Genomic DNA, 18,523 nt, shown 5'->3' on the forward strand with positions numbered 1-18,523 from the left:
ATGAACTCGGCTGTGCACGACAATAGCCGGGATGGATGCCATCGGCAGGTACCGGCTGCGGGACCAGATCGGCGCGGGCGCGTTCGCGACCGTGTGGCGTGGGTACGACGACGACCTCGACGTGGACGTGGCCGTCAAGATCCTCGCGGACAACTGGGCGTCGCGTGCCGACGTGCGGGAACGCTTCCTGTCCGAGGCGCGGCTGATGCGCCGGATCGCGAGCGACCGCGTGGTCCGGGTGTTCGACCTCGGGAAGCTCCCGGACGGACGCCCGTACTTCGTGATGGACTACGTCGGCGGTGGCACGCTGGGCGACGTTCTGCGGCACGGACCGTTGGACCCCGTGGACGCGTTGTGGTGGGGTGCGGACCTGGCTCGCGCGGTGGCGGCCCTGCACAGCGAGGGCGTCGTACACCGCGACGTCACCCCGGCGAACTTGCTGCTCCGGCCCAACCAGGGCGACGAGTCCGGTGGTGGTACCCACCGGATCGTGCTGGCCGACCTCGGGCTGGCGAAGCGGGCTGCCGAGGCGTCCGGGCTGACCCAGGCCGTCGGCACGCCGTCGTACATGGCTCCTGAGCAGGGGCGCGCCGATGGCGGGTTCGACGAGCGGGCGGACATCTACGCGGTCGGTGCGGTGACGTACGCATTGATCACCGGGCATCCGCCGTACGCCGCTGCCTCGATCAGCGATGTGCTCAATCGCGACCCGGACCTGCCGCCGCCGAGCTTGCGGACCGCGCTGCACGACTCGATCGGGCAGGTCGACGACATCATGGCCCGGGCGCTGGCGTATCGGGTCCCCGAGCGGTGGGAGCGAGCCGACACGCTCGCCGACCGGCTCGAGGCCGAGGCGTACCGGCTGGAGCAGGAGGCGCCGCTGCGAGCGGTGGAGCGGACCAGCATCACCGACGACGAGCTCCCGACGATCGTCGCCGCCGACCCGCCGGTACGTCGCCGGCGGCGGAACCGGGCGTGGTTCCTGCTCGCGCTGCCGGTCGTCTTCGTGCTCGCCGGCGCGGGCGGCTGGTTCCTGTTCGGCCGATGACTGCATAGAGTAGTTTCGTGGCTACTTACCGCAGTCTTGTGGTTCTTGCCCTCCTCCCACTGCTGGTCGTCGTCTCTGGAGCCGAGGCGGCCGTGCCTACCGCGAGCTATGCCTGCCGCGCGAACACCAAGTTCGGTCAGCACACGCTGTCGTTGCGGCAGGCGGTGGATGCGAAAGCGCCGACTGCCGTGGGTCCCAACACCCGTTTCACGATCGCGGTCGACCTCAAGCCCGGCTCTACCAGCTGCCGACACTCGCTGTCCGGCTGAAATCCGGCCGCCGCGGCACGACCATCGAGACCAGGCTCAAAGGCACCAGCTACGACGACCCCGGCCTGACCCTCCAAGCCAAAATCAAATGGAAATTCCTCACCACCACCGCCCCCATCACCTGCTACCCAAACCCGAATCCCGCCCTGACCACCACGCTCATCCGCTCACCGGCAGCCGGAAGCGCGGCCGTCGTGGGGGGCTTGGACAGGTTGTGGTGGGGTTGGACCTGTTATTACTTGTCTCCGGCCACCGGTGGGGGTCCTGGCCCACGGCGGTTGGCCTCGTTGGTCCGGATGGCGGGACTGCCGGTCTCGCGGGTCGGCAGTCACTTGAAGCTCGGACGACTGCGGGGGTCGGCGGTTGGGTGGTGTACCGACGGACGGGTAGTGGTGTGCCTGGCGGCAGGTGGACGGCGGGTGCCGCCCAGCGGGAGCGGTGAGGTGAGCGACCACTACCCGTTGTTCGGTACGTGCGAGCACGCGGACGACCCGAGCTGGGGTGCTGGGTGTTGGGGTTAGTAGGTGACGGTGATGCGGTTGGTGGCTGGGGTGATCTGGGCTTGGCCGCCGTAGGGGAGGACTTGCTGGGGGTCGGTGTGGCCTATGTCCAGGCCTTTGACGACGACGGCGGTTGGGTTGTACTCCGTGAGGGCTCGGTCTACCGCTAGGTATTGGGCGGTGACGTAGGCGACGGATTCCGCTGGGGTGAAGTGGTGTTCCAGGGACCAGGACTTCGGGCGGCCCCACAACACTGCGTCGAAGCGTTGGAGGAGGCCGCGTTCGCCGAAGGTGCGGAGGATCCGGTAGACCGTTTCGGCGGTGGGGAGTTCTTCGCTGGTTTCGAGGAAGAGGATGCCGTCGTAGGAGTCCGTGGGGAGCATCCACCGGTTGGCGGAGAGCTGCCAGTCGAGGATCTCCAAGTTGCCGCCCCACAAGCGCCCGCTGACGGGTTGCGTACCTTGCCAGGTCCAACCCGTGCCGGGGAAGAGTGGTGGCTCGGTCTCCAGGTTGGCGGGGACGGCCCAGTCGTGGTCGTGGTCGGTCCAGGCCTCGGCCGGCGTCAGCTCGAACTCGCCGGGAGTGAAGAGCGCGGCGCGGAGGGAGCGCTCGGAGTCCGGGTGCATGGCGCCGCCGCGGCCGAACTGGACCATCACGCTGCCGCCGTGAAAGGCCGGCAAACCCAACGAATACAGGAAGTTGAGCAGGTTCGTGTTGTCGCTGTACCCGAAGAAGGGCTTCGGGTCTGCCTGGAAGACTGCGGGGTCGAGGTGCTTCAGCACGGTGAGCTGGTCGTCGCCGCCGATGGTCGCGAGCACCGCGCGGATCGACGGGTCTGACCAGGCTGCGTGCAGGTCGGCGGCCCGCGCCTGCGGGCTGGCCGCGAGCACGCGGGTCGTCGGGTACTCGACCGGGATCAGGCCGAAGTCGTCGCGCAACCGTCGCAGGCCGAGCTCGTACGGGCCCGGGAAAATCTCCGGCAGACCACGCGACGGCGAGACGATTGCGACCTTGTCACCAGGCTGGACCATGCGGCGACTGTACGACGCCTCCGGCCTGAACCCGAGTGATTAAACGCCGATCGGGTGCCAGACCGTCTTCAGTTCCAGGTACTGCGTGAGGCGGGACAGGCCCGGGGACTCGGTCCAGTCCTCCTCGGCAGGACGGCGTACCCGCTTGAGGTTGTCGGCCGCCGCGGCCTCCAGGTCGCGGGCCTCGTCCAGGTCCTCGATGCCACAGAGATCGATGGCGTTGACGTCCATGTGCGAGGCCAGCCACGGGCCGATCTCCGACGCCGATCCGGTGAGGAGGTTGACCACGCCACCCGGTACGTCGGAGGTCGCCATCACCTCGCCCAGCGTGATCGCCGGCAGCGGACGTTCGTACGACGAGACTGCGACGACCGTGTTGCCGGAGACGATCGCGGGGGCGATCACGCTGGTCAGGCCGAGCAGGCTGGAGTCCTGGGGCGCCAGCACCGCGACCACCCCGGTTGCCTCGGGCAACGAGAAGTCGAAGTACGGGCCGGCCACCGGGTTGCTGGAGCCGACCACCTGGGCCAGTTTGTCGGCCCAGCCGGCGTACCAGACCCAGCGGTCGATCGCCGCGTCCACGACCGCGCGGGCCTTGCTGATCGACAGGCCCTCGGACAGCGAGACCTCCGAGCTGAACTGCTCGTGCCGGCCCTCCATCACCTCGGCGATGCGGTAGAGCACCTGGCCGCGGTTGTACGCCGTGCGGGCCGACCAGCCGCCGAAGGCCTTACGGGCGGCCACGACCGCGTCCCGGGCATCCTTGCGAGAGGCCTGCGACGCGTTGGCGAGAAACTTGCCCTTGGCATCGGTCACCACGTAGGAGCGGCCCGACTCGCTGCGCGGGAAGGCGCCGCCGATGTAGAGCTTGTACGTCTTGCGCACCTCGAGCCGCACTCCATCCTTAGTGGGCAAGGTAGGCCTCCAGACCATGGCGGCCGCCCTCGCGGCCGTAGCCCGACTCCTTGTAGCCGCCGAACGGCGAGGTCGGGTCGAAGCGGTTGAACGTGTTGGCCCAGACCACGCCGGCGCGCAGTTGGTTGGCCATCCAGAGGATCCGGGAGCCCTTGTCGGTCCAGATCCCCGCCGACAGCCCGAACGGGGTGTTGTTCGCCTTCTCGACCGCCTCGGCCGGGGTCCGGAAGGTCAGCACGGACAGCACCGGGCCGAAGATCTCCTCGCGGGCGATCCGGTGCGCCTGGGACACCCCGGTGAACACGGTCGGCGGGAACCAGTACCCCTGCGGCGGCAGCTCGCACTCCGGCGACCACCGCTCGGCGCCCTCGTCCTCGCCGATCTGGGACAGCTCGCGGATCTTGGCCAGCTGGGCGGCGGAGTTGATCGCGCCGATGTCGGTGTTCTTGTCCAGCGGGTCACCGACCCGCAGCGTGCCCATCCGGCGCTTCAGCCGGGACAGGACCTCGTCGTACACACTCTCCTGGACCAGCAGCCGCGAACCCGCGCAGCAGACGTGACCCTGGTTGAAGAAGATGCCGTTGACGATGCCCTCGATGGTCTGGTCGATCGGCGCGTCCTCGAAGACGATGTTCGCCGCCTTGCCGCCGAGCTCCAGCGTGATCGCCTTGTCCGAGCCCGCGACCGACTTCGCGATCGCCCGGCCGACGGCCGTCGACCCGGTGAACGCGACCTTGTTCACGTCCGGGTGCTCGACCAGCGCCTGCCCGGTCCGGCCGGCGCCGGTGACGATGTTCACCACGCCCGGCGGCAGGTCCGCCTGCTGGCAGATCTCCGCGAACGCCAGCGCGGTCAGCGGAGTCGTCTCGGCCGGCTTCAGTACGACGGTGTTGCCGGCGGCCAGCGCCGGGGCGATCTTCCACGCCAGCATCAGCATCGGGAAGTTCCACGGGATCACCTGACCCGCGACCCCCCACGGCTGCGGGTCGTCGCCGACCCCGGCGTACTCGAGCTTGTCCGCCCAGCCGGCGTAGTAGAAGAAGTGCGCGGCCACCAGCGGGATGTCGACGTCGCGGGACTCGCGGATCGGCTTGCCGTTGTCCAGCGACTCCAGCACCGCCAGCTCACGCGACCGCTCCTGGATCAGCCGCGCGATCCGGAACAGGTACTTGGCCCGGTCCCGGCCGGCCATCGGCCCCCAGACCTTGTCGAACGCCTTCCGCGCGGCGCGCACCGCCTTGTCCACATCCGCGGGACCGGCTTCGCTGACCTCGGCGAGCACCTCCTCCGACGCCGGCGACACGGTCTTGAACGGCTTCCCGTCCGTCGCGTCGGTGAAGGCGCCGTTGATGAAGAGCCCGTACGACGACTTGATGTCGACGATGGCCCGTGATTCCGGGGCCGGTGCGTACTCGAATCTGCTCATGCCTCAGTCCAGCGTGAAGTAGTCGGGGCCGGGGTAATGCCCGGTGGCCAGCTTGGTGCGTTGCATCAGCAGGTCGTTCAGCAGGCTGGAGGCGCCGAAGCGGAACAGCTCCGGGTCCAGCCAGTCCGGTCCGGCCGTCTCGTTGACGGTGACCAGGTACTTGATCGCGTCCTTCGCGGTCCGGATCCCGCCGGCCGGTTTGACGCCGATGTGCAAGCCGGTCGACTCGTGGTAGTCGCGGACCGCCTCCAGCATCACCAGCGTCACCGGCAGCGTGGCCGCCGGGGACACCTTGCCGGTGGAGGTCTTGATGAAGTCCGCGCCGGCCAGCATCGCCAGCCAGGACGCGCGCCGGACGTTGTCGTAGGTGACCAGCTCGCCTGTTTCCAGGATCACCTTCAGGTGCGCGTCGCCGGCCGCCTCACGGATCGCGGTGATCTCGTCGAAGACCAGGCCGTACCGCCCGGACAGGAAGGCACCGCGGTCGATCACCATGTCGACCTCGTCGGCGCCGGCCGCGACCGCGTCCTTGGTGTCCTGCACCTTGATCGCGAGGCTGGAACGCCCACTGGGGAAGGCGGTTGCGACACTCGCCACATTGATGCCGGAGCCGCGCAGTTCGTGCTTGGCCGTGGCCACCAGGTCCGGGTAGACACAGACCGCGGCGACCTGCGGCGCGCTCGGATCGGCCGGGTCGGGCCGCTTCGCCTTCGCGCACAGGGCCCGCACCTTGCCGGGGGTGTCCTGCCCCTCCAGCGTGGTCAGGTCGATCATGCTGATCGCCAGGTCCAGCGCGTACGCCTTGGCGGTGGTCTTGATCGACCGGGTGCTCAGCGTGGCGGCCCTGGCCTCGGCGCCGACCTGGTCGACGCCCGGCAGGCCGAGCAGGAACCGGCGCAGCCGGTCCTCGGACGAGGTCACGTCGGCCAACGAGTCGACGCCGCTGTCGAGAGTGGTCACCCTGGGCAGTCTAGTGCTGTTCTGGACGGCCAGTTACTTTGTGCTGGTGAAGTCGAAATCGCCGGACACCGAGCGGTACCTGTCCACGACCAACCGGATCACCGGAGGGCTGGTGGTGGCGGTCGGCGTGCTCGGGCTGCTCGACATCGTGGTGGAGTGGCGTACCGCGAGCGGTCTGCTGGTCGCGGCTGTGATCGGCATCCTGATGATGCTGGCCTACGTCGGCCTGATCCGCCCGAGCGTCACCCTCAGCCCCGAGCACATCCTGCTGCGTAACCACCTGCGCGACCACGAGATCCCGTGGGGCAAAGTGAGTGGCGTCGATGTCACCGACATCCTTCGCGTGCACGCCGGCGACAACAAGTTCCGCGCTCCCGGCGTCGTACTCGTCATGCGTGACCTTCGCAAGCAACGGGTCGGCGGTGGCAGGCTCGGGCCGGAGAGCTCGGTCTCCCGCGCGGACTTCGTGGTCGACCGGATCGAGTCCCACATGGAGCAGTACGGCGCCAAGTCCGACGGCGACGTGCGTACCACCTGGGCCCGCCCGGAGCTGATCGTCATCGGCGTACTCGCGGTCGTCGCCATCGTGGCGGCCGTGCTTCGCTGATGCCGTTGGTGTCCCGCCGGGCGCTCCTTCGCACGGCGGCGGCCGCGACTGTGACGGGCGCCGCCGCCGTTGCCGCGTTGGAGACCGGTGTGGTCCCCGGCCGCGCGCGAGTCCACGACGTCCTCGGCCTGACCGGCCCGGACGGCGTCGTACCGGATGTCCCACCCGGCCCAGTCGTGTCGGGCACCTTCGCCTCGGCAGCACGTCGTACGACGGTCGGCTACAGCGTCATCTATCCCCACGGGCACTCGCCATCCGCGCAGTTGCCCGTCGTGCTGGTGCTGCACGGACGGGGTGGCGATCACACGTCGGCCGTCAACGACCTCGGCATCGATCGCTACCTGACCGCCGCCGTGCAGGCCGGTACGTCGCCCTTCGCGCTGGCAACCGTGGACGGCGGGCGGGACAACTACTGGCATGCCCGGGCGAACGGGGACGACCCGGTGTCCATGCTCGACCAGGAACTGCTGCCGCTGCTGGCGAAGCGAGGACTGCGCACCGAGAGATATGGCCTCCTTGGTTGGTCGATGGGTGGATTCGGCGGCCTGCTGTTCGCGACGAGCGACTTCTTCCAGCGGCAGGTCCCGGCAGATCGGACGGCGGTCGCGGTAGGCGCGATGAGCCCGGCGCTCTACCGGCACTTCGAGGACGCGACGGCTGGTGCGTTCGACGGCGCGGGGGACTTCACGGACAACCAGGTGCTCGGCCGCCGCGACGACTTCAAGGATGTTGCTGTGCGCATCGATTGTGGGCGGGACGATCCCTTCGCGGGGGCGGCGAAGGAGTTGCGGGAGGAGTTGCGTGCGGCGGGTGGGGAGCAGGCCGGGGCGCACACCGCTGGTTACTGGCGGCGCATGCTTCCTGACCAGTTGCGGTTTCTCGGCGGGAAACTCGGAGGTTGAGGGGAACTCCTTCGCGGATCCTGGCGTCAGAGCCCCTGTCCGCCCCGGATTGACACCCTGTTCACTCCAGGATGGGCACGCAACGTCCCTTCATCATCGAGAGTGGAGCTCATGGTCAATCTCTCCCGTACCACCCTGCGTGGCCTGGCCGGTGTCGCCGCCCTGGCCAGCCTCGCAGTCGCGGCGCTGCCGAACGCCCAGGCCGCGTCCTCGGCGTCCGGTGCGGTCGTCCCGCCGACCCCGGTAGCCGGCAAGACCGCCGAGGTGGTGACGAACCCGCCGAAGGCCGACGGCACCGTCACGGCGCTCAGCTCGACGACGAACGTCGTCCGCTACAACCGGCTCTACACGACTCCGGCGATCACGCCGTCGAGGTGCAAGGAGGTCAACGTCTCCCTGCGCACCACCGAGGGCGTCGTGGCCTACGACACCCAGCTGTGGAACTGCCTGTACTGGTCCTGGGCCAACACGCTGTTGGCGGCCGGCGCGGCCCCCAAGGTGAAGCCGCAGCTGATCATCCACAACCACACCAAGCTGACCACCTACTGCGGAGTGATCAGCGGCGGCAACTCCTACTACTGCGGCTACGGGAACGGCTACATCTACATCCCGGCTTACACCATCGTGAACATGTGGAAGCAGAACCCGACCTACGCCAGGGCGTACGCGACCAACACGATCGCGCACGAGTACGGTCACCACATCCAGTACCTGACCGGCATCCTGAACGCGTCCTGGGCGCGCCAGCGGGCCTTCACCACCAACGACGCGAAGCTCGAGGAGAGCCGTCGCCGGGAGCTGCAGGCGTCCTGCCTCGGCTCGGCCTCCATCGGCGCGAACAAGCGCTACTACCCGATGAGCGGCGGCCTCTACACCCAGTGGGTGTACCTGGTCGACCACTCCGGTGACCAGCCGGGCTACCCGCGCGACCACGGTTCGCTGAAGAACCACAGCTTCTGGTCCAAGGCCGGCTTCTACGCGGAGAGCACGAAGACCTACGCTGGCCGCTGCAACACCTTCAAAGAGCCCTCGGTGTACGTCGCCTGAGCTCGTTCGGTGTCCTGACGTAACTCAGCTGCCCGGTACGCGTTGCCGTACCGGGCGGCTGTTGCGTTTTGGAGACACCTGCACGATCTGCGATCGTGTGGTTACTTGTTTCGGGCCGCACGCCTTAGAGTTTCCGAGTCGAGCGTCGAACGGCAGGAGTCAAGGACAGTGAACTACGACGAGTTCAACACCGAGTACGCGAAGGTGCTGGACAAGATCAAGAGCGGCCGGTGCAGCTGGTCGGAGCTGTCGGGTCACGTCACCCGGCTGCGCCAGGCGACCGCCGGGATCACCGGGCCGGTGGAGCGGACGCAGGTCGACCACGACCTGGCCGCGCTGAGCCAGATGGTCGACATGTCCCGGCGTACCAACGACAAGGAGGACGTCTGGACGGTCACGTCCGACGCGATCCGCCGGGCCAGCAGCCAGGAGGGTTCGGTCGCGGACCGGATCGCCCGGATCGAGGGGAGCATCAACGAGATCTCCAACCTCGCCAACCGGAACCCGGACGAGCGGGACGCGCTGATGCAGTCGACCAGCACCCTGCGGATCCTGCACTCCTCGCTGCAGAGCTCGCTGCGCGCCGAAGAGGCCGAAGCCGCGGCGGCCGCGGCCCGCTGACACCCTCCGGGGAGCTACCCGCCAGGTGCCCCCGGAGTCAGATGCCGAGCGCCGTGGAAAGCGCCTGCTTGATGCCGGTCAGGTCTTCTCCTGCCCGGCGTCGAGCACTCGCGACATCGGTGCCGGTCACCGGGACGACGACCTCCAGGTAGCACTTCAGCTTGGGTTCCGTGCCCGACGGCCGGACCACCACGCGAGCACCCTCGGACAGCGTGTAGCGCAGGCCGTCGGTCGGCGGCAGTGTCTCCGTACCCTCGCTCAGATCGTCGACCCGCTCGACCGTGTGACTGCCCAACGAGATCGGGGGAGTGCTGCGGAGCCCGTTCATCGCGGTCTGGATCAGGGACAGATCCTCGACCCGCACCGAGAGCTGGTCCGTGGCGTGCAGGCCGTACTTGACCGCCAGGTCGTCCAGCAGATCCAGCAGCGTGCGCCCCTCGGACTTCGCCAGCGCGGCCAGCTGCAGCACGCGCACCAGCGTGGAGACCCCGTCCTTGTCCTTCACAGCCACCGGGTCGACGCAGTACCCGAGCGCCTCCTCGTAGCCGAAGACCAGGTCCGGGACCCGCCCGATCCACTTGAACCCGGTCAGCGTCTCGACGTACCGGACGCCGTACGACGCGGCGATCTTGCCGAGCAGGGACGACGAGACGATCGAGCACGCCGCGACTCCGTCCGGCTGTGACGACAGCAGGAACTCACCGAGCAGCCCGCCCAGCTCGTCCCCGCGCAGCATCCGCCAGCCGCCCTCGGCCGAGGCATCGGGAACGGCGACCGCGCACCGGTCCGCATCCGGGTCGTTCGCGACCGCGATATCGGCGTCCACCGACCGGGCCAGCTCGAGCGCGGCGTCGATCGCGCCCGGCTCCTCCGGGTTCGGGAAGGAAACGGTCGGGAAGTCCGGATCCGGGTCCGCCTGCGACGCCACCACCGCCGGTACGGCGAACCCCGCGCGGGCCACCGCGTCCTCGACCAGCGTCCGTCCGACCCCGTGCAGCGGTGTGTAGGCGACGTTCAGCTCGCGTGGCGCGTCAGCCGGGACCAGCTCGGCGATGCGGTCCAGGTAGGCGTTGAGCAGGTCGTCGCCGGTCGTCTGCCAGTCCTCGCCGCGCGGGACCTCCGCCAGCGGCCCGACGGCGGCGATGGCGGCCGCGATCTCCGCGTCGGCCGGCGGCACGATCTGCGAGCCGTCGCCCAGGTAGACCTTGTAGCCGTTGTCCTGCGGCGGGTTGTGCGACGCCGTCACGACCACCCCCGCGACGGCCTGGAGGTGCCTGATTCCGAAGGCGATGACCGGCGTCGGTGTCGGACGATCCAGCAGTACGGCGTCCAGTCCGGCGCCGCGCATCACGGCGGCGGTGTCCTGCGCGAACACGTCGGACTTGTGGCGGGCGTCGTACCCGATCAGGACCGGGCCGCCGGTGCGTCCGTTCGCCTTCAGGTAGGCGGCCAGGCCGGCGGCGGCGCGGATGACCACGACCCGGTTCATCCGGTTCGGCCCGGCGGCGACGGCGCCGCGGAGTCCCGCCGTACCGAATTCGAGGGTGCCGGCGAACCGGTCGGCCAGCTCGGCGGTGTCCCCGGAGTCGAGCAGCGCCCGCAGTTCGGCGCGGGTGTCGGGGTCGGGGTCTTCGCTCAGCCAGGCTTCGGCGGCGCTGCGCAGGTGATCGTTCACATGCGCACGATAGCTAATGCCCGGACGACTGGCAGGGTCTTGCGCGGAGGTCGGCGACGTAGTCGTCGGGGGCGCCGGCGGCTTCGGCGGCCTCGGCGAGGATGCCCAGGTAGCGGGCCGAGGGCAGGCCGCCCTCGTAGGCGTTCAGCACGTACATCCAGGCCAGCTGCTCGCCGTCCAGGGACTGCACCCGGACCTGGATCTTGCGGTAGACGCCCTGGTCGATCCACTCCCACTCGTCCAGCCGCTCGACGTCCTTGGGGTGGATGTCGTACAGCGCGACGAAGACCTGGTTGGTCGGGTCGGCCGGGTCCTCGACCACGGTGGCCATCGCGCCCTCCCAGCCGAGCTCCTCGCCACCGAAGGTGAGGCGCCAGCCGGCGATCCAGCCGGTCCCGCGCAGGGGCGAGTACGGGCACCGCTCGGCCATCAGGTTCGGGTCCAGATTCGACGCAAACGCGGCGTACAGGGTCACGACGACACAGGATACGGAAGAATGACCTCCCGTGGCGCGAGTTGTGATCATCGGAGGCGGTCCCGGCGGGTACGAAGCGGCCAGTGCGGCTGCCCAACTGGGAGCGGAGGTGACGGTCGTCGATTCCGACGGGATCGGCGGTTCTGCCGTGCTCACCGACTGTGTCCCGAGCAAGACCTTGATCGCCACCGCGGAGGTGATGACCGAGGTGGAGGAGGCCGGCGAACTAGGCGTCAGAGTTACAGGCGACGGCGCCGGCGACGATTCAGATCCGGCGAACTCGGTGCGAGTCGACCTCTCCGTTGTCAACAAGCGGGTCAAGGCACTGGCCACCGCCCAGTCCGAGGGCATCACCCGGCGGCTCGAGCGGGACAAGATCCAGATCATCCAGGGCCGCGGCCGCCTGGACGGGCCGGAAACGGTGGTTGTCGGCGACGAGCGGCTGGACGCCGACGTGGTCCTGATCGCCACTGGAGCAAGGCCGCGCATCCTCAAGGGCTCGGAGCCGGACGGCGAGCGGATCCTGACCTGGGAGCAGGTCTACGAGCTCGAGGAGCTGCCCGAGCGGCTGATCGTGGTCGGCTCCGGCGTCACCGGTGCGGAGTTCGCCAGCGCGTACGACGCACTCGGCAGTGACGTCGTCCTGGTGTCGTCGCGGGACCGGGTCCTCCCGGGCGAGGACGCGGACGCGGCGGCCGTGCTGGAGGACGTGTTCAAGCGGCGTGGACTCACGGTCCTGGGCAAGTCCCGGGCCGAGTCGGTCAAGCGGGACGGCGACGGCGTCGTGGTGACGCTGACCGACGGCCGGATGGTCGAGGGATCGCACGCGCTGCTCGCGGTCGGATCGCTGCCGAACACCGATGACATGAATCTGGTGGAGTCGGGCGTGTCGCTCACCGACGGCGGCTTCGTCCAGGTCGACCGGGTCTCCCGGACCACGGCCCGCGGGGTGTACGCGGCCGGCGACTGCACCGGGGTCCTGATGCTCGCCTCGGTCGCCGCCATGCAGGGCCGGATCGCGATGTCGCACGCGCTCGGCGACGCGGTCATCCCGCTGGACCAGTCGACTGTGTCCTCGAACGTCTTCACCGCCCCCGAGATCGCCACAGTCGGCCTGACCCAGGCGGTCGTCGATGCCGGCGGCAGTACGGCGATGGTCGTGAAGGTGCCGCTGGCCGACAACGCCCGGGCCAAGATGCAGGGCGTCCGCGACGGTTTCGTGAAGCTGTTCTGCCTGCCCAACACCGGCATCGTGGTCGGCGGCGTGGTGGTCGCGCCCCGCGCCAGTGAGCTCATCCACCCGATCTCGCTCGCCGTCGGTGCCCGCCTGACCGTCGACCAGGTCGCCCATGCCTTCACCGTCTACCCCTCGGTCTCCGGCTCGGTCGCCGAAGCCGCCCGGCGACTGCACCTGCGCTCATGAAGTTCCTGGTGCTGTGGCAGATGGAGCTGAGCCTGCTCTCCCCGGAGATGGCCCGGGCCGTCGGCGCGATGCCGGACTACGGCGAGCGCCTCGAGCGCGAGGGAAAGGTGCTGTCGCGGTATCACGTGGTCGGATCGCACGGTGGGGCGTGGATCTACGACGTGGAGTCGCACGAGGAGTTCGAACGCTTGCTGGGGCGGGCGCCGGTGTTCAACTTCGCGCGGTACACGGTGCACGCACTCGCCGAGATGGATTCCGGCCGCCCGGGCGATTGACGCGCTCGCGGTGCCGGGCCACCCTGGGCTCCAGGGGGCGAGGCGCATGTTCGAGGACCGCAGCGACCTGGCAGTCGACCGTCATCTGGTCGTCAGCCATCGGTTGCGCGCCCGCAGACTCCAGCTCGGCCTGACCCAGAAGCAGCTCGTCAGCCGGCTCGCCCGGCGCGGGATCCGGACCACCAACAAGACCCTGTCCAGCTTCGAGCACGGCGCGGGCGTCGACGTGGTCCGCCTGCCCGAGCTGGCCGCCGCGCTCGACTGCACCGTGACCTACCTGCTGGGCCTGACCGAGGACCCGGCCCGTTGGGAGCCCGACCGGTTCTCCACCGCTCCGGACGACCACCAGGTGCCTCGGCCTGCCGTTCTGAACTCACCTGGCATCCTGAAGTCACCCAGCGTCAACCACCCGGACGGTCACTGGATCCTCGGCCCGGACATCCCGGCCCGCCCGCCCAGACGCTGATTGACCAGCCGCAGGTGGTACGCCGAATAGTGGCGTAAGGCAACCAATTGGGCCGGGGACAGGGTGTCGCAGACCCATTCCCAGTGCAGTGCGACCCAATCGCCCTGGTGCAAACGCTCGATCAGGTGCACGCCGTCGAAACCACGGATCGCGGTCTCCTGCCGCGGTACCCCCAGAGCGAGCTGCGTGCCGTCCCACACCAGCGGCTGCGACTCCACCACGACCTGCTCGCCGGTGTCCGCGATCACCCGTCCCCAGCGGATCCGGCACTGATCGAGCACGTTGAGGGCTTGCGTCGTACTGCGTTCCTCGCCGAGCAGCGCGGCCCACGGGTAGCAGCAGAACACCAGGAAGCTGTGGTGCGGCAGGCCACCCTCGCTGTCGCCGGCCCGGTCGAGCAAGCGGTTGCCGATCCAGTAGGCCTCGACCACCTCGCGGTCGAGGGGATCCGCCGTACCGCTGGCCGCGGCGATCCGGCGCAGTTGCGGCCAGGCGCCCTCGAACTGCTGGGCCAGCGCGCGGAACCCGTTGTCCGCCCGGCCCAGAGCGCCGTACTCGAGGAGCGCGTCGGCGTCGGCGGGACCGCAGTACCCGAGCCGGTTCGGCGCGAACGCGTACCGGACGAACAGGGCCGGTCCGGTCACCGGTCGGCCCCGAAGAACGCGAGCGCGTCCGCGGCCCGCTCCGGCGACATCCGCTCGATCGCGAAGCCGCTGTGGATCAGCACGTACTCACCGGGGACGAACGGGCCGTCGAGCAGGGCCAGGTTGATCTCCCGGACGACGCCGGCCACCTCGACCAGGCCGAGGTCCGCGTCCTCCGGACAGTCGACCACGCGACCCGGGATCCCCAGGCACATCCGGCTACATTTCCCTGAGCCGGCGGTAGCGGCGGACGTCTTCGATCCCGTAGTACCCCAGCCCGACGAGCACCAGCAGCACGACTGCCAACAAGATCCAGCGCATCAGCTCTCCCCCTCCGTCACGCCGACCGGCCGGTCCGCCGGCCCGGCGACCTGTCCGGTGACCAGGTCGATCACCATCTGTACGGCGGTCCCGACCGAGTCCTGCACGGCCGGGGACAACCCGATTCCGGCATCGAGACCGGCCGGCTCACAACCGACCACCACCACAGGTCCCACGGTGCCACCTAGTCGCGGGACAAGCGAGAGGACGGCGTCCGGTCCGAGGTCGTGGGCATCCATGATCACCTCCTCCCCGGGCTCGGCGCCCGGCTCGGCCTCGATCACGTAGACCGTCCCCGGTGGACCGTCCCGCTGGACCGCATCGACCAGAACGACCAGGTCGTACGGCTCGAGCAGTTGGTAGGCCAGGTGGATGCCGCGGATCCCGAAGTCGCGCACCTCCGCGTCCGGCGGCAGGTCGCGCTTGGCCAGTTCCTCGACGACCGCGACACCGAAGCCGTCGTCACTGCAGAACACGTTGCCCAGCCCGGCCACCAAAACGGTCATTCCGCACCCACCAACGGCTCGATCTCGTCCGGGCTGAAGTACAGGTAGCGGCCGTGGGACCGCTGGACCTCGCCTTCCTCGCCGTCCAGCGCGACCGCGACGTGCGTCTCGCCGTCGACGTCGGACAGGACGGCGACCACCGTGCCGAGGCGCCCGGTGAGGAACATGTCCTGCGCGTCGGCGCGCCGGATCCCGGGCCGCAGCCGGACCCGCGAACCGTTGCCGACCGGAACGTCGCCGACCATCACCGTGTCGGTCTCCGGCGAGACCGAGCCGTCGCTGCCGGGATCCCACCAGGGCTTCTCGTCGGGCTCCGGCTCGGTCACCCTGCGCAGGTAGCGGATCGTGCCGTGCAACCGGTCCATGAACTCCGGCGGCATGGTCTCCACCCGGGCCAGCAGTTCGGCCGCGCGCGGGTCGGTGCCGCGGACCTCGCGCTTCTCGTCGTCGGTCAGCGTCATGGTGCGCAGGCTGAGGATCTCGTCGATCTCGGTGGCGTCGAACAGATCCCCCTGGCTCTCGGGCGCGATCTGCGGGTGGTCGTACAGGATGATCGGCGACGACAGCAGCAGCCCGCCGGCCAGTACCGGGTAGACGCCGATGTTGTCGCAACCGGCGGCGAACGCGGCGGCCCACTCGGGCGGATCCAGCAGCGAGACGAACCGGCAGCCGGCGGCGGCCACCATGACGTGGTGGGCGATCAGCGCCTGACGCAGTGCTCCGACGCGTTCCGAGCTGCTGTCGGGCGTGGTGTTCCCGACCCGGATCCGCAGCCGGACCGCGCCGTACGGGCCGGGCAGCGGTTTGATGCTCAGGGCAACGGTTCCGGTGATCGGCAACCGGGACCGGCGGAGGAAGCCGGCCGAACCGATCGCCTCGGTGTCGGTACTGCCGGAGATCTTGAACGGAACCTCGCGGGGCAAGCTGTGCAGGTTCGTCGTGAGGTCCACGGTCCGCACCACCGCTTCGTCCCACGGCACGTACGTCGCGTCCTCGGTCTGCAGCGCGGCGACCTCGACCTGATCGGCATCGAGGACGGTACGCCGTTGGGCCTGCAGGAATCGCACGCGGACAGTGAGCACGGCCTCGTTGCCGTCGAGCAGGCCCTCGGTCTGCGAGAAGCCACGTTCGGAGGGATCCACCACGCAGTAGTCGGGTGGCATCAGGACGCCGAACTGCCAGCGCACCCGGTTCTTCCCCTCCGACGCCCGGTAGGGGTAGAGCACGTAGCCCTCGAACAACAGCGCGTCCGCGACCTGCTGGACCGCGTCGAACCTGTTCATTCCAGCTGTTCCTTCAGGAGTCGCTCGATCGCGTCGTCCCAGCCGGGCAGGGCTTCCCGCGTGCGGTACCGGTACAGCCGGTCGAAGGTGTCGCGCCGCAGCCGCAGCCAGGTGGCACCCGGGAAGTGCTGGTCCATCGCCTCCCGCCACGCAGCCACCGGCAGCAGGTACGACGTCTCCTTCTGCCAGGCGACCGGTGTCACCGAGAGGGTGCCGGGACGGCCGGTGAAGATCGTCCCGTTGAACAACAGCAGCAGCGGTACGCCGTCCTCGCGCACGGCGTACAGATATTTGTGGGCAGCGACGTCGAAGTCGTAGCTGCAGGGCAGCTGCAGGTCGACCTCGGTCGCGCCGGAGAAGCCAGGCACCATCTGGGTGACGAACGCCAGTTGCAGCGGCTTCAACGTCTCACCCCACCGGGCCCGGTCGCCGAACAGGTCCGCGAGTCCTTCGGCTTCCTCGTCGTTGTAGCGCCGCCGGATCGGTTCGATCCTGATCTGGCAGCGCAACGCCAGCGCGTGCACCGCCGTACCGGTCGTCTCCTCGATCCGCAGGTGCAGGCGGATCAACGGCGTCGCGGCGTACCGATCGGCCTCCGCGCCGGTGCAGGTGAAATCGAGGTCAACCACGGCTGCGCTCCCGGATCCCCGCGAAGAAGTCGTCGATCCGCCGCCAGACCTCTTCGCCACCGGCGAAGCCTTCCCAGTACTGCCGGACGATCCCGACCAGCTCGTAGCACGCGTCGATCGGGACCAGGTGGCACTCGAACCCGTCGTCGAGCCGGCGCAGCAGCACGGCCTCGACATCCGGGATGACCTCCTGCAACAGGGGATCGCCGGCCACCACCTCGTCCCAGGCGGCCAGGTCGAGCAGTGACTCGGTGGCACCGCCCGGGCTCGGGTAGAAGGCGACGTACCGGCTCTGGTCGGACTGGTAGAAGAGGAACGCCAGGTTGACCGGGATCCCCATCGCGTCCCACTGCGCCGCGGACAGCCTGAAGTCCGGATTGGATCGGTAGCGTTCGGGGACGGTGCGGTAGTGCCCGTGCGATGCGCCACCGTCGGTGAACAACAGGTAGCAGGAGCGGCACGCGCAGAGCAGCCGATGGCCCTGGATGTCGGCCAGGTGCGAGTGCTCCGGTCCGATCGGTACAGCGCACATCTCGCACTGCTCACCAGGTGCGCCCTGCTCGCGAACGCCACCGGTGAACTCACGGAGCACCGCGACCGGGTCCACTACAGGACGGGCCTTGTCTTTTCGCGCGAGTGAGCGCAGCGTCGGCGACGGTCTCACGCAGGCTGCACCCCCGGGATGGCCACCTTCCATCCAGCGCCGTCGGGCAACAGCGGCAGCGCCTCGAGGGGTGGTGACCCTTCCGGTGCGAGCGCGCGCCCGGCCAGGCGTACGTCGTACTCGGCCGTGCAGCGTGGACACGTGAGCCGGTCGCCGTCCAGCCGCCCGTGGTGCAAGGCGGACGAGCACCTCGGACAGTTGTTGCGGTAGGCAAAGAAAGTGCCGGCCAGGTTGGCCACCAGCAGGTCCATTCCGGCGACACCGAGTTGCTGGACCTGGTCGGGGGGTGTGACCAGGTCCAGCTGGTGCCAGCCGTCCCGGTGGGGACGGAACGGCTCGATGGTCAGCAAGCTCTGCTTCTCCTTCACCATGCCGGCGACGTCGACCGCGATGGCCTCGGGCGCGGCGTCCAGGACGGCGTTCTCGACCGTGAGCCGGACGGTCGCGGTCGAGCCGGGACAGCCGTCGCAACTACCCTGCAGGCGCAGGTGGACGACGCCGTCGTCGTCGATACCGAGGTAGTCGATGCCGCCGGCATGGGAGCCCAGGTACGGGCGGACGTCGTCGAGGGCGCGCTGGATCCGGGTCGCGACGTCGTCGGGGTGGAGGTCGTGCAGCAGCAACAGCCCGGCGACCAGATCGTCCCCGGCCAACTGCCGGACCTGCGGCTCGTCGAGCAGGTTCAGCAGTTGCCCGAGGCCGGCGCCGTGCAGGGTGAGCACCGCGCGGACCAGTTCCTCCACTTGCTGAGCGAGCGCGGGGTCGGCGCGCCGCTGGACCTCGTCCAGCAGGACGTCGATCCGTTCGCTCAGCTCCTGAACGTCGTGCCGGTCCAT

General features: G+C 69.3%; 22 protein-coding genes. 9 read left to right on the top strand and 13 right to left on the bottom strand.

The window, feature by feature from the left end; translation table 11 throughout:
* The first annotated feature begins 31 nt into the window (after positions 1–31).
* Complete coding sequence (locus ACZ3HV_RS21100; RefSeq protein WP_465686674.1) at positions 32–1,048, top strand: serine/threonine-protein kinase; 1,017 nt, start codon at positions 32–34, stop codon at positions 1,046–1,048.
* A gap of 17 nt (positions 1,049–1,065) precedes the next feature.
* On the top strand, positions 1,066–1,317 hold the full coding sequence (locus tag ACZ3HV_RS21105; protein WP_465686675.1) for a hypothetical protein: 252 nt from the start codon (positions 1,066–1,068) through the stop codon (positions 1,315–1,317).
* Between the two features lie 517 nt (positions 1,318–1,834).
* Here the strand turns inward: ACZ3HV_RS21105 and ACZ3HV_RS21110 are convergent.
* Genes ACZ3HV_RS21110 through deoC form a run of 4 tightly spaced genes read right to left on the bottom strand, consistent with a single transcriptional unit; the run spans position 1,835 to position 6,149 of the window.
* Positions 1,835–2,848, bottom strand: a complete 1,014-nt coding sequence (locus ACZ3HV_RS21110) for a S66 family peptidase (protein WP_465686676.1) — start codon at positions 2,846–2,848, stop codon at positions 1,835–1,837.
* Positions 2,849–2,887: 39 nt separating this feature from the next.
* A complete protein-coding gene (locus ACZ3HV_RS21115; RefSeq protein ID WP_465686677.1) occupies positions 2,888–3,763 on the bottom strand; it encodes an aldehyde dehydrogenase family protein in 876 nt (291 codons plus the stop codon).
* Complete coding sequence (locus ACZ3HV_RS21120; protein ID WP_360377845.1) at positions 3,753–5,189, bottom strand: aldehyde dehydrogenase family protein; 1,437 nt, start codon at positions 5,187–5,189, stop codon at positions 3,753–3,755. The genes ACZ3HV_RS21115 and ACZ3HV_RS21120 overlap by 11 nt, the downstream gene beginning before the upstream one ends.
* A 3-nt stretch (positions 5,190–5,192) precedes the next feature.
* Positions 5,193–6,149, bottom strand: a complete 957-nt coding sequence (gene deoC, locus ACZ3HV_RS21125) for a deoxyribose-phosphate aldolase (RefSeq protein ID WP_465686678.1) — start codon at positions 6,147–6,149, stop codon at positions 5,193–5,195.
* Between the two features lie 46 nt (positions 6,150–6,195).
* On the opposite strand from deoC, the gene ACZ3HV_RS21130 reads away from it, so the two are divergent.
* From ACZ3HV_RS21130 to ACZ3HV_RS21145, 4 genes are all read left to right on the top strand, one after another.
* Positions 6,196–6,756 carry a PH domain-containing protein gene (locus tag ACZ3HV_RS21130; protein ID WP_465686679.1) on the top strand — a complete coding sequence of 187 codons (561 nt, stop codon included), beginning with the start codon at positions 6,196–6,198 and terminating at the stop codon, positions 6,754–6,756.
* Positions 6,756–7,658, top strand: a complete 903-nt coding sequence (locus ACZ3HV_RS21135; protein WP_465686680.1) for an alpha/beta hydrolase — start codon at positions 6,756–6,758, stop codon at positions 7,656–7,658. Before ACZ3HV_RS21130 ends, ACZ3HV_RS21135 begins: the two co-directional genes overlap by 1 nt.
* Positions 7,659–7,769: 111 nt before the next feature.
* Positions 7,770–8,705 (top strand): neutral zinc metallopeptidase, encoded by a 936-nt coding sequence (locus tag ACZ3HV_RS21140; RefSeq protein ID WP_465686681.1) that lies wholly within the window; start codon positions 7,770–7,772, stop codon positions 8,703–8,705.
* A 168-nt stretch (positions 8,706–8,873) separates the two neighbouring features.
* Positions 8,874–9,326, top strand: coding sequence for a hypothetical protein (locus ACZ3HV_RS21145; RefSeq protein WP_465686682.1), 453 nt, complete (start codon positions 8,874–8,876; stop codon positions 9,324–9,326).
* 37 nt (positions 9,327–9,363) lie between these two features.
* Here the strand turns inward: ACZ3HV_RS21145 and ACZ3HV_RS21150 are convergent, their stop codons facing one another.
* Both ACZ3HV_RS21150 and ACZ3HV_RS21155 read right to left on the bottom strand, forming a co-directional pair.
* Positions 9,364–11,001 (bottom strand): phospho-sugar mutase, encoded by a 1,638-nt coding sequence (locus tag ACZ3HV_RS21150; RefSeq protein ID WP_465686683.1) that lies wholly within the window; start codon positions 10,999–11,001, stop codon positions 9,364–9,366.
* Between the two features lie 13 nt (positions 11,002–11,014).
* On the bottom strand, positions 11,015–11,476 hold the full coding sequence (locus ACZ3HV_RS21155; protein WP_360377827.1) for a gamma-glutamylcyclotransferase: 462 nt from the start codon (positions 11,474–11,476) through the stop codon (positions 11,015–11,017).
* Positions 11,477–11,507: 31 nt separating this feature from the next.
* On the opposite strand from ACZ3HV_RS21155, the gene ACZ3HV_RS21160 reads away from it, so the two are divergent.
* Genes ACZ3HV_RS21160 through ACZ3HV_RS21170 form a run of 3 tightly spaced genes read left to right on the top strand, consistent with a single transcriptional unit; the run spans position 11,508 to position 13,640 of the window.
* Positions 11,508–12,899 carry an NAD(P)H-quinone dehydrogenase gene (locus tag ACZ3HV_RS21160; RefSeq protein WP_465686684.1) on the top strand — a complete coding sequence of 464 codons (1,392 nt, stop codon included), beginning with the start codon at positions 11,508–11,510 and terminating at the stop codon, positions 12,897–12,899.
* Entirely contained in the window at positions 12,896–13,174 is a 279-nt protein-coding gene (locus tag ACZ3HV_RS21165) for a muconolactone Delta-isomerase family protein (protein ID WP_465686685.1), read from the top strand. The genes ACZ3HV_RS21160 and ACZ3HV_RS21165 overlap by 4 nt, the downstream gene beginning before the upstream one ends.
* A 46-nt stretch (positions 13,175–13,220) precedes the next feature.
* Positions 13,221–13,640, top strand: a complete 420-nt coding sequence (locus ACZ3HV_RS21170) for a helix-turn-helix domain-containing protein (protein WP_465686686.1) — start codon at positions 13,221–13,223, stop codon at positions 13,638–13,640.
* On the opposite strand, the gene ACZ3HV_RS21175 is transcribed toward ACZ3HV_RS21170, so the two are convergent.
* From ACZ3HV_RS21175 to ACZ3HV_RS21205, 7 genes are all read right to left on the bottom strand, one after another.
* Positions 13,592–14,284, bottom strand: a complete 693-nt coding sequence (locus ACZ3HV_RS21175) for a DUF6390 family protein (protein ID WP_465686687.1) — start codon at positions 14,282–14,284, stop codon at positions 13,592–13,594. The genes ACZ3HV_RS21170 and ACZ3HV_RS21175 overlap by 49 nt on opposite strands.
* Complete coding sequence (locus ACZ3HV_RS21180; protein ID WP_360377814.1) at positions 14,281–14,499, bottom strand: HypC/HybG/HupF family hydrogenase formation chaperone; 219 nt, start codon at positions 14,497–14,499, stop codon at positions 14,281–14,283. The genes ACZ3HV_RS21175 and ACZ3HV_RS21180 overlap by 4 nt, the downstream gene beginning before the upstream one ends.
* Positions 14,500–14,604: 105 nt before the next feature.
* Positions 14,605–15,111 (bottom strand): hydrogenase maturation protease, encoded by a 507-nt coding sequence (locus ACZ3HV_RS21185; RefSeq protein WP_465686688.1) that lies wholly within the window; start codon positions 15,109–15,111, stop codon positions 14,605–14,607.
* Positions 15,108–16,394, bottom strand: coding sequence for a hypothetical protein (locus ACZ3HV_RS21190; RefSeq protein WP_465686689.1), 1,287 nt, complete (start codon positions 16,392–16,394; stop codon positions 15,108–15,110). The genes ACZ3HV_RS21185 and ACZ3HV_RS21190 overlap by 4 nt, the downstream gene beginning before the upstream one ends.
* Complete coding sequence (locus ACZ3HV_RS21195) at positions 16,391–17,023, bottom strand: DUF6084 family protein (RefSeq protein WP_465686690.1); 633 nt, start codon at positions 17,021–17,023, stop codon at positions 16,391–16,393. Before ACZ3HV_RS21195 ends, ACZ3HV_RS21190 begins: the two co-directional genes overlap by 4 nt.
* Positions 17,016–17,687, bottom strand: coding sequence for a DUF5947 family protein (locus ACZ3HV_RS21200; protein WP_465686691.1), 672 nt, complete (start codon positions 17,685–17,687; stop codon positions 17,016–17,018). Before ACZ3HV_RS21200 ends, ACZ3HV_RS21195 begins: the two co-directional genes overlap by 8 nt.
* Positions 17,684–18,523, bottom strand: coding sequence for a NifU family protein (locus tag ACZ3HV_RS21205; RefSeq protein WP_465686692.1), 840 nt, complete (start codon positions 18,521–18,523; stop codon positions 17,684–17,686). The genes ACZ3HV_RS21200 and ACZ3HV_RS21205 overlap by 4 nt, the downstream gene beginning before the upstream one ends.

Source organism: Kribbella sp. NPDC020701 (assembly GCF_055562215.1).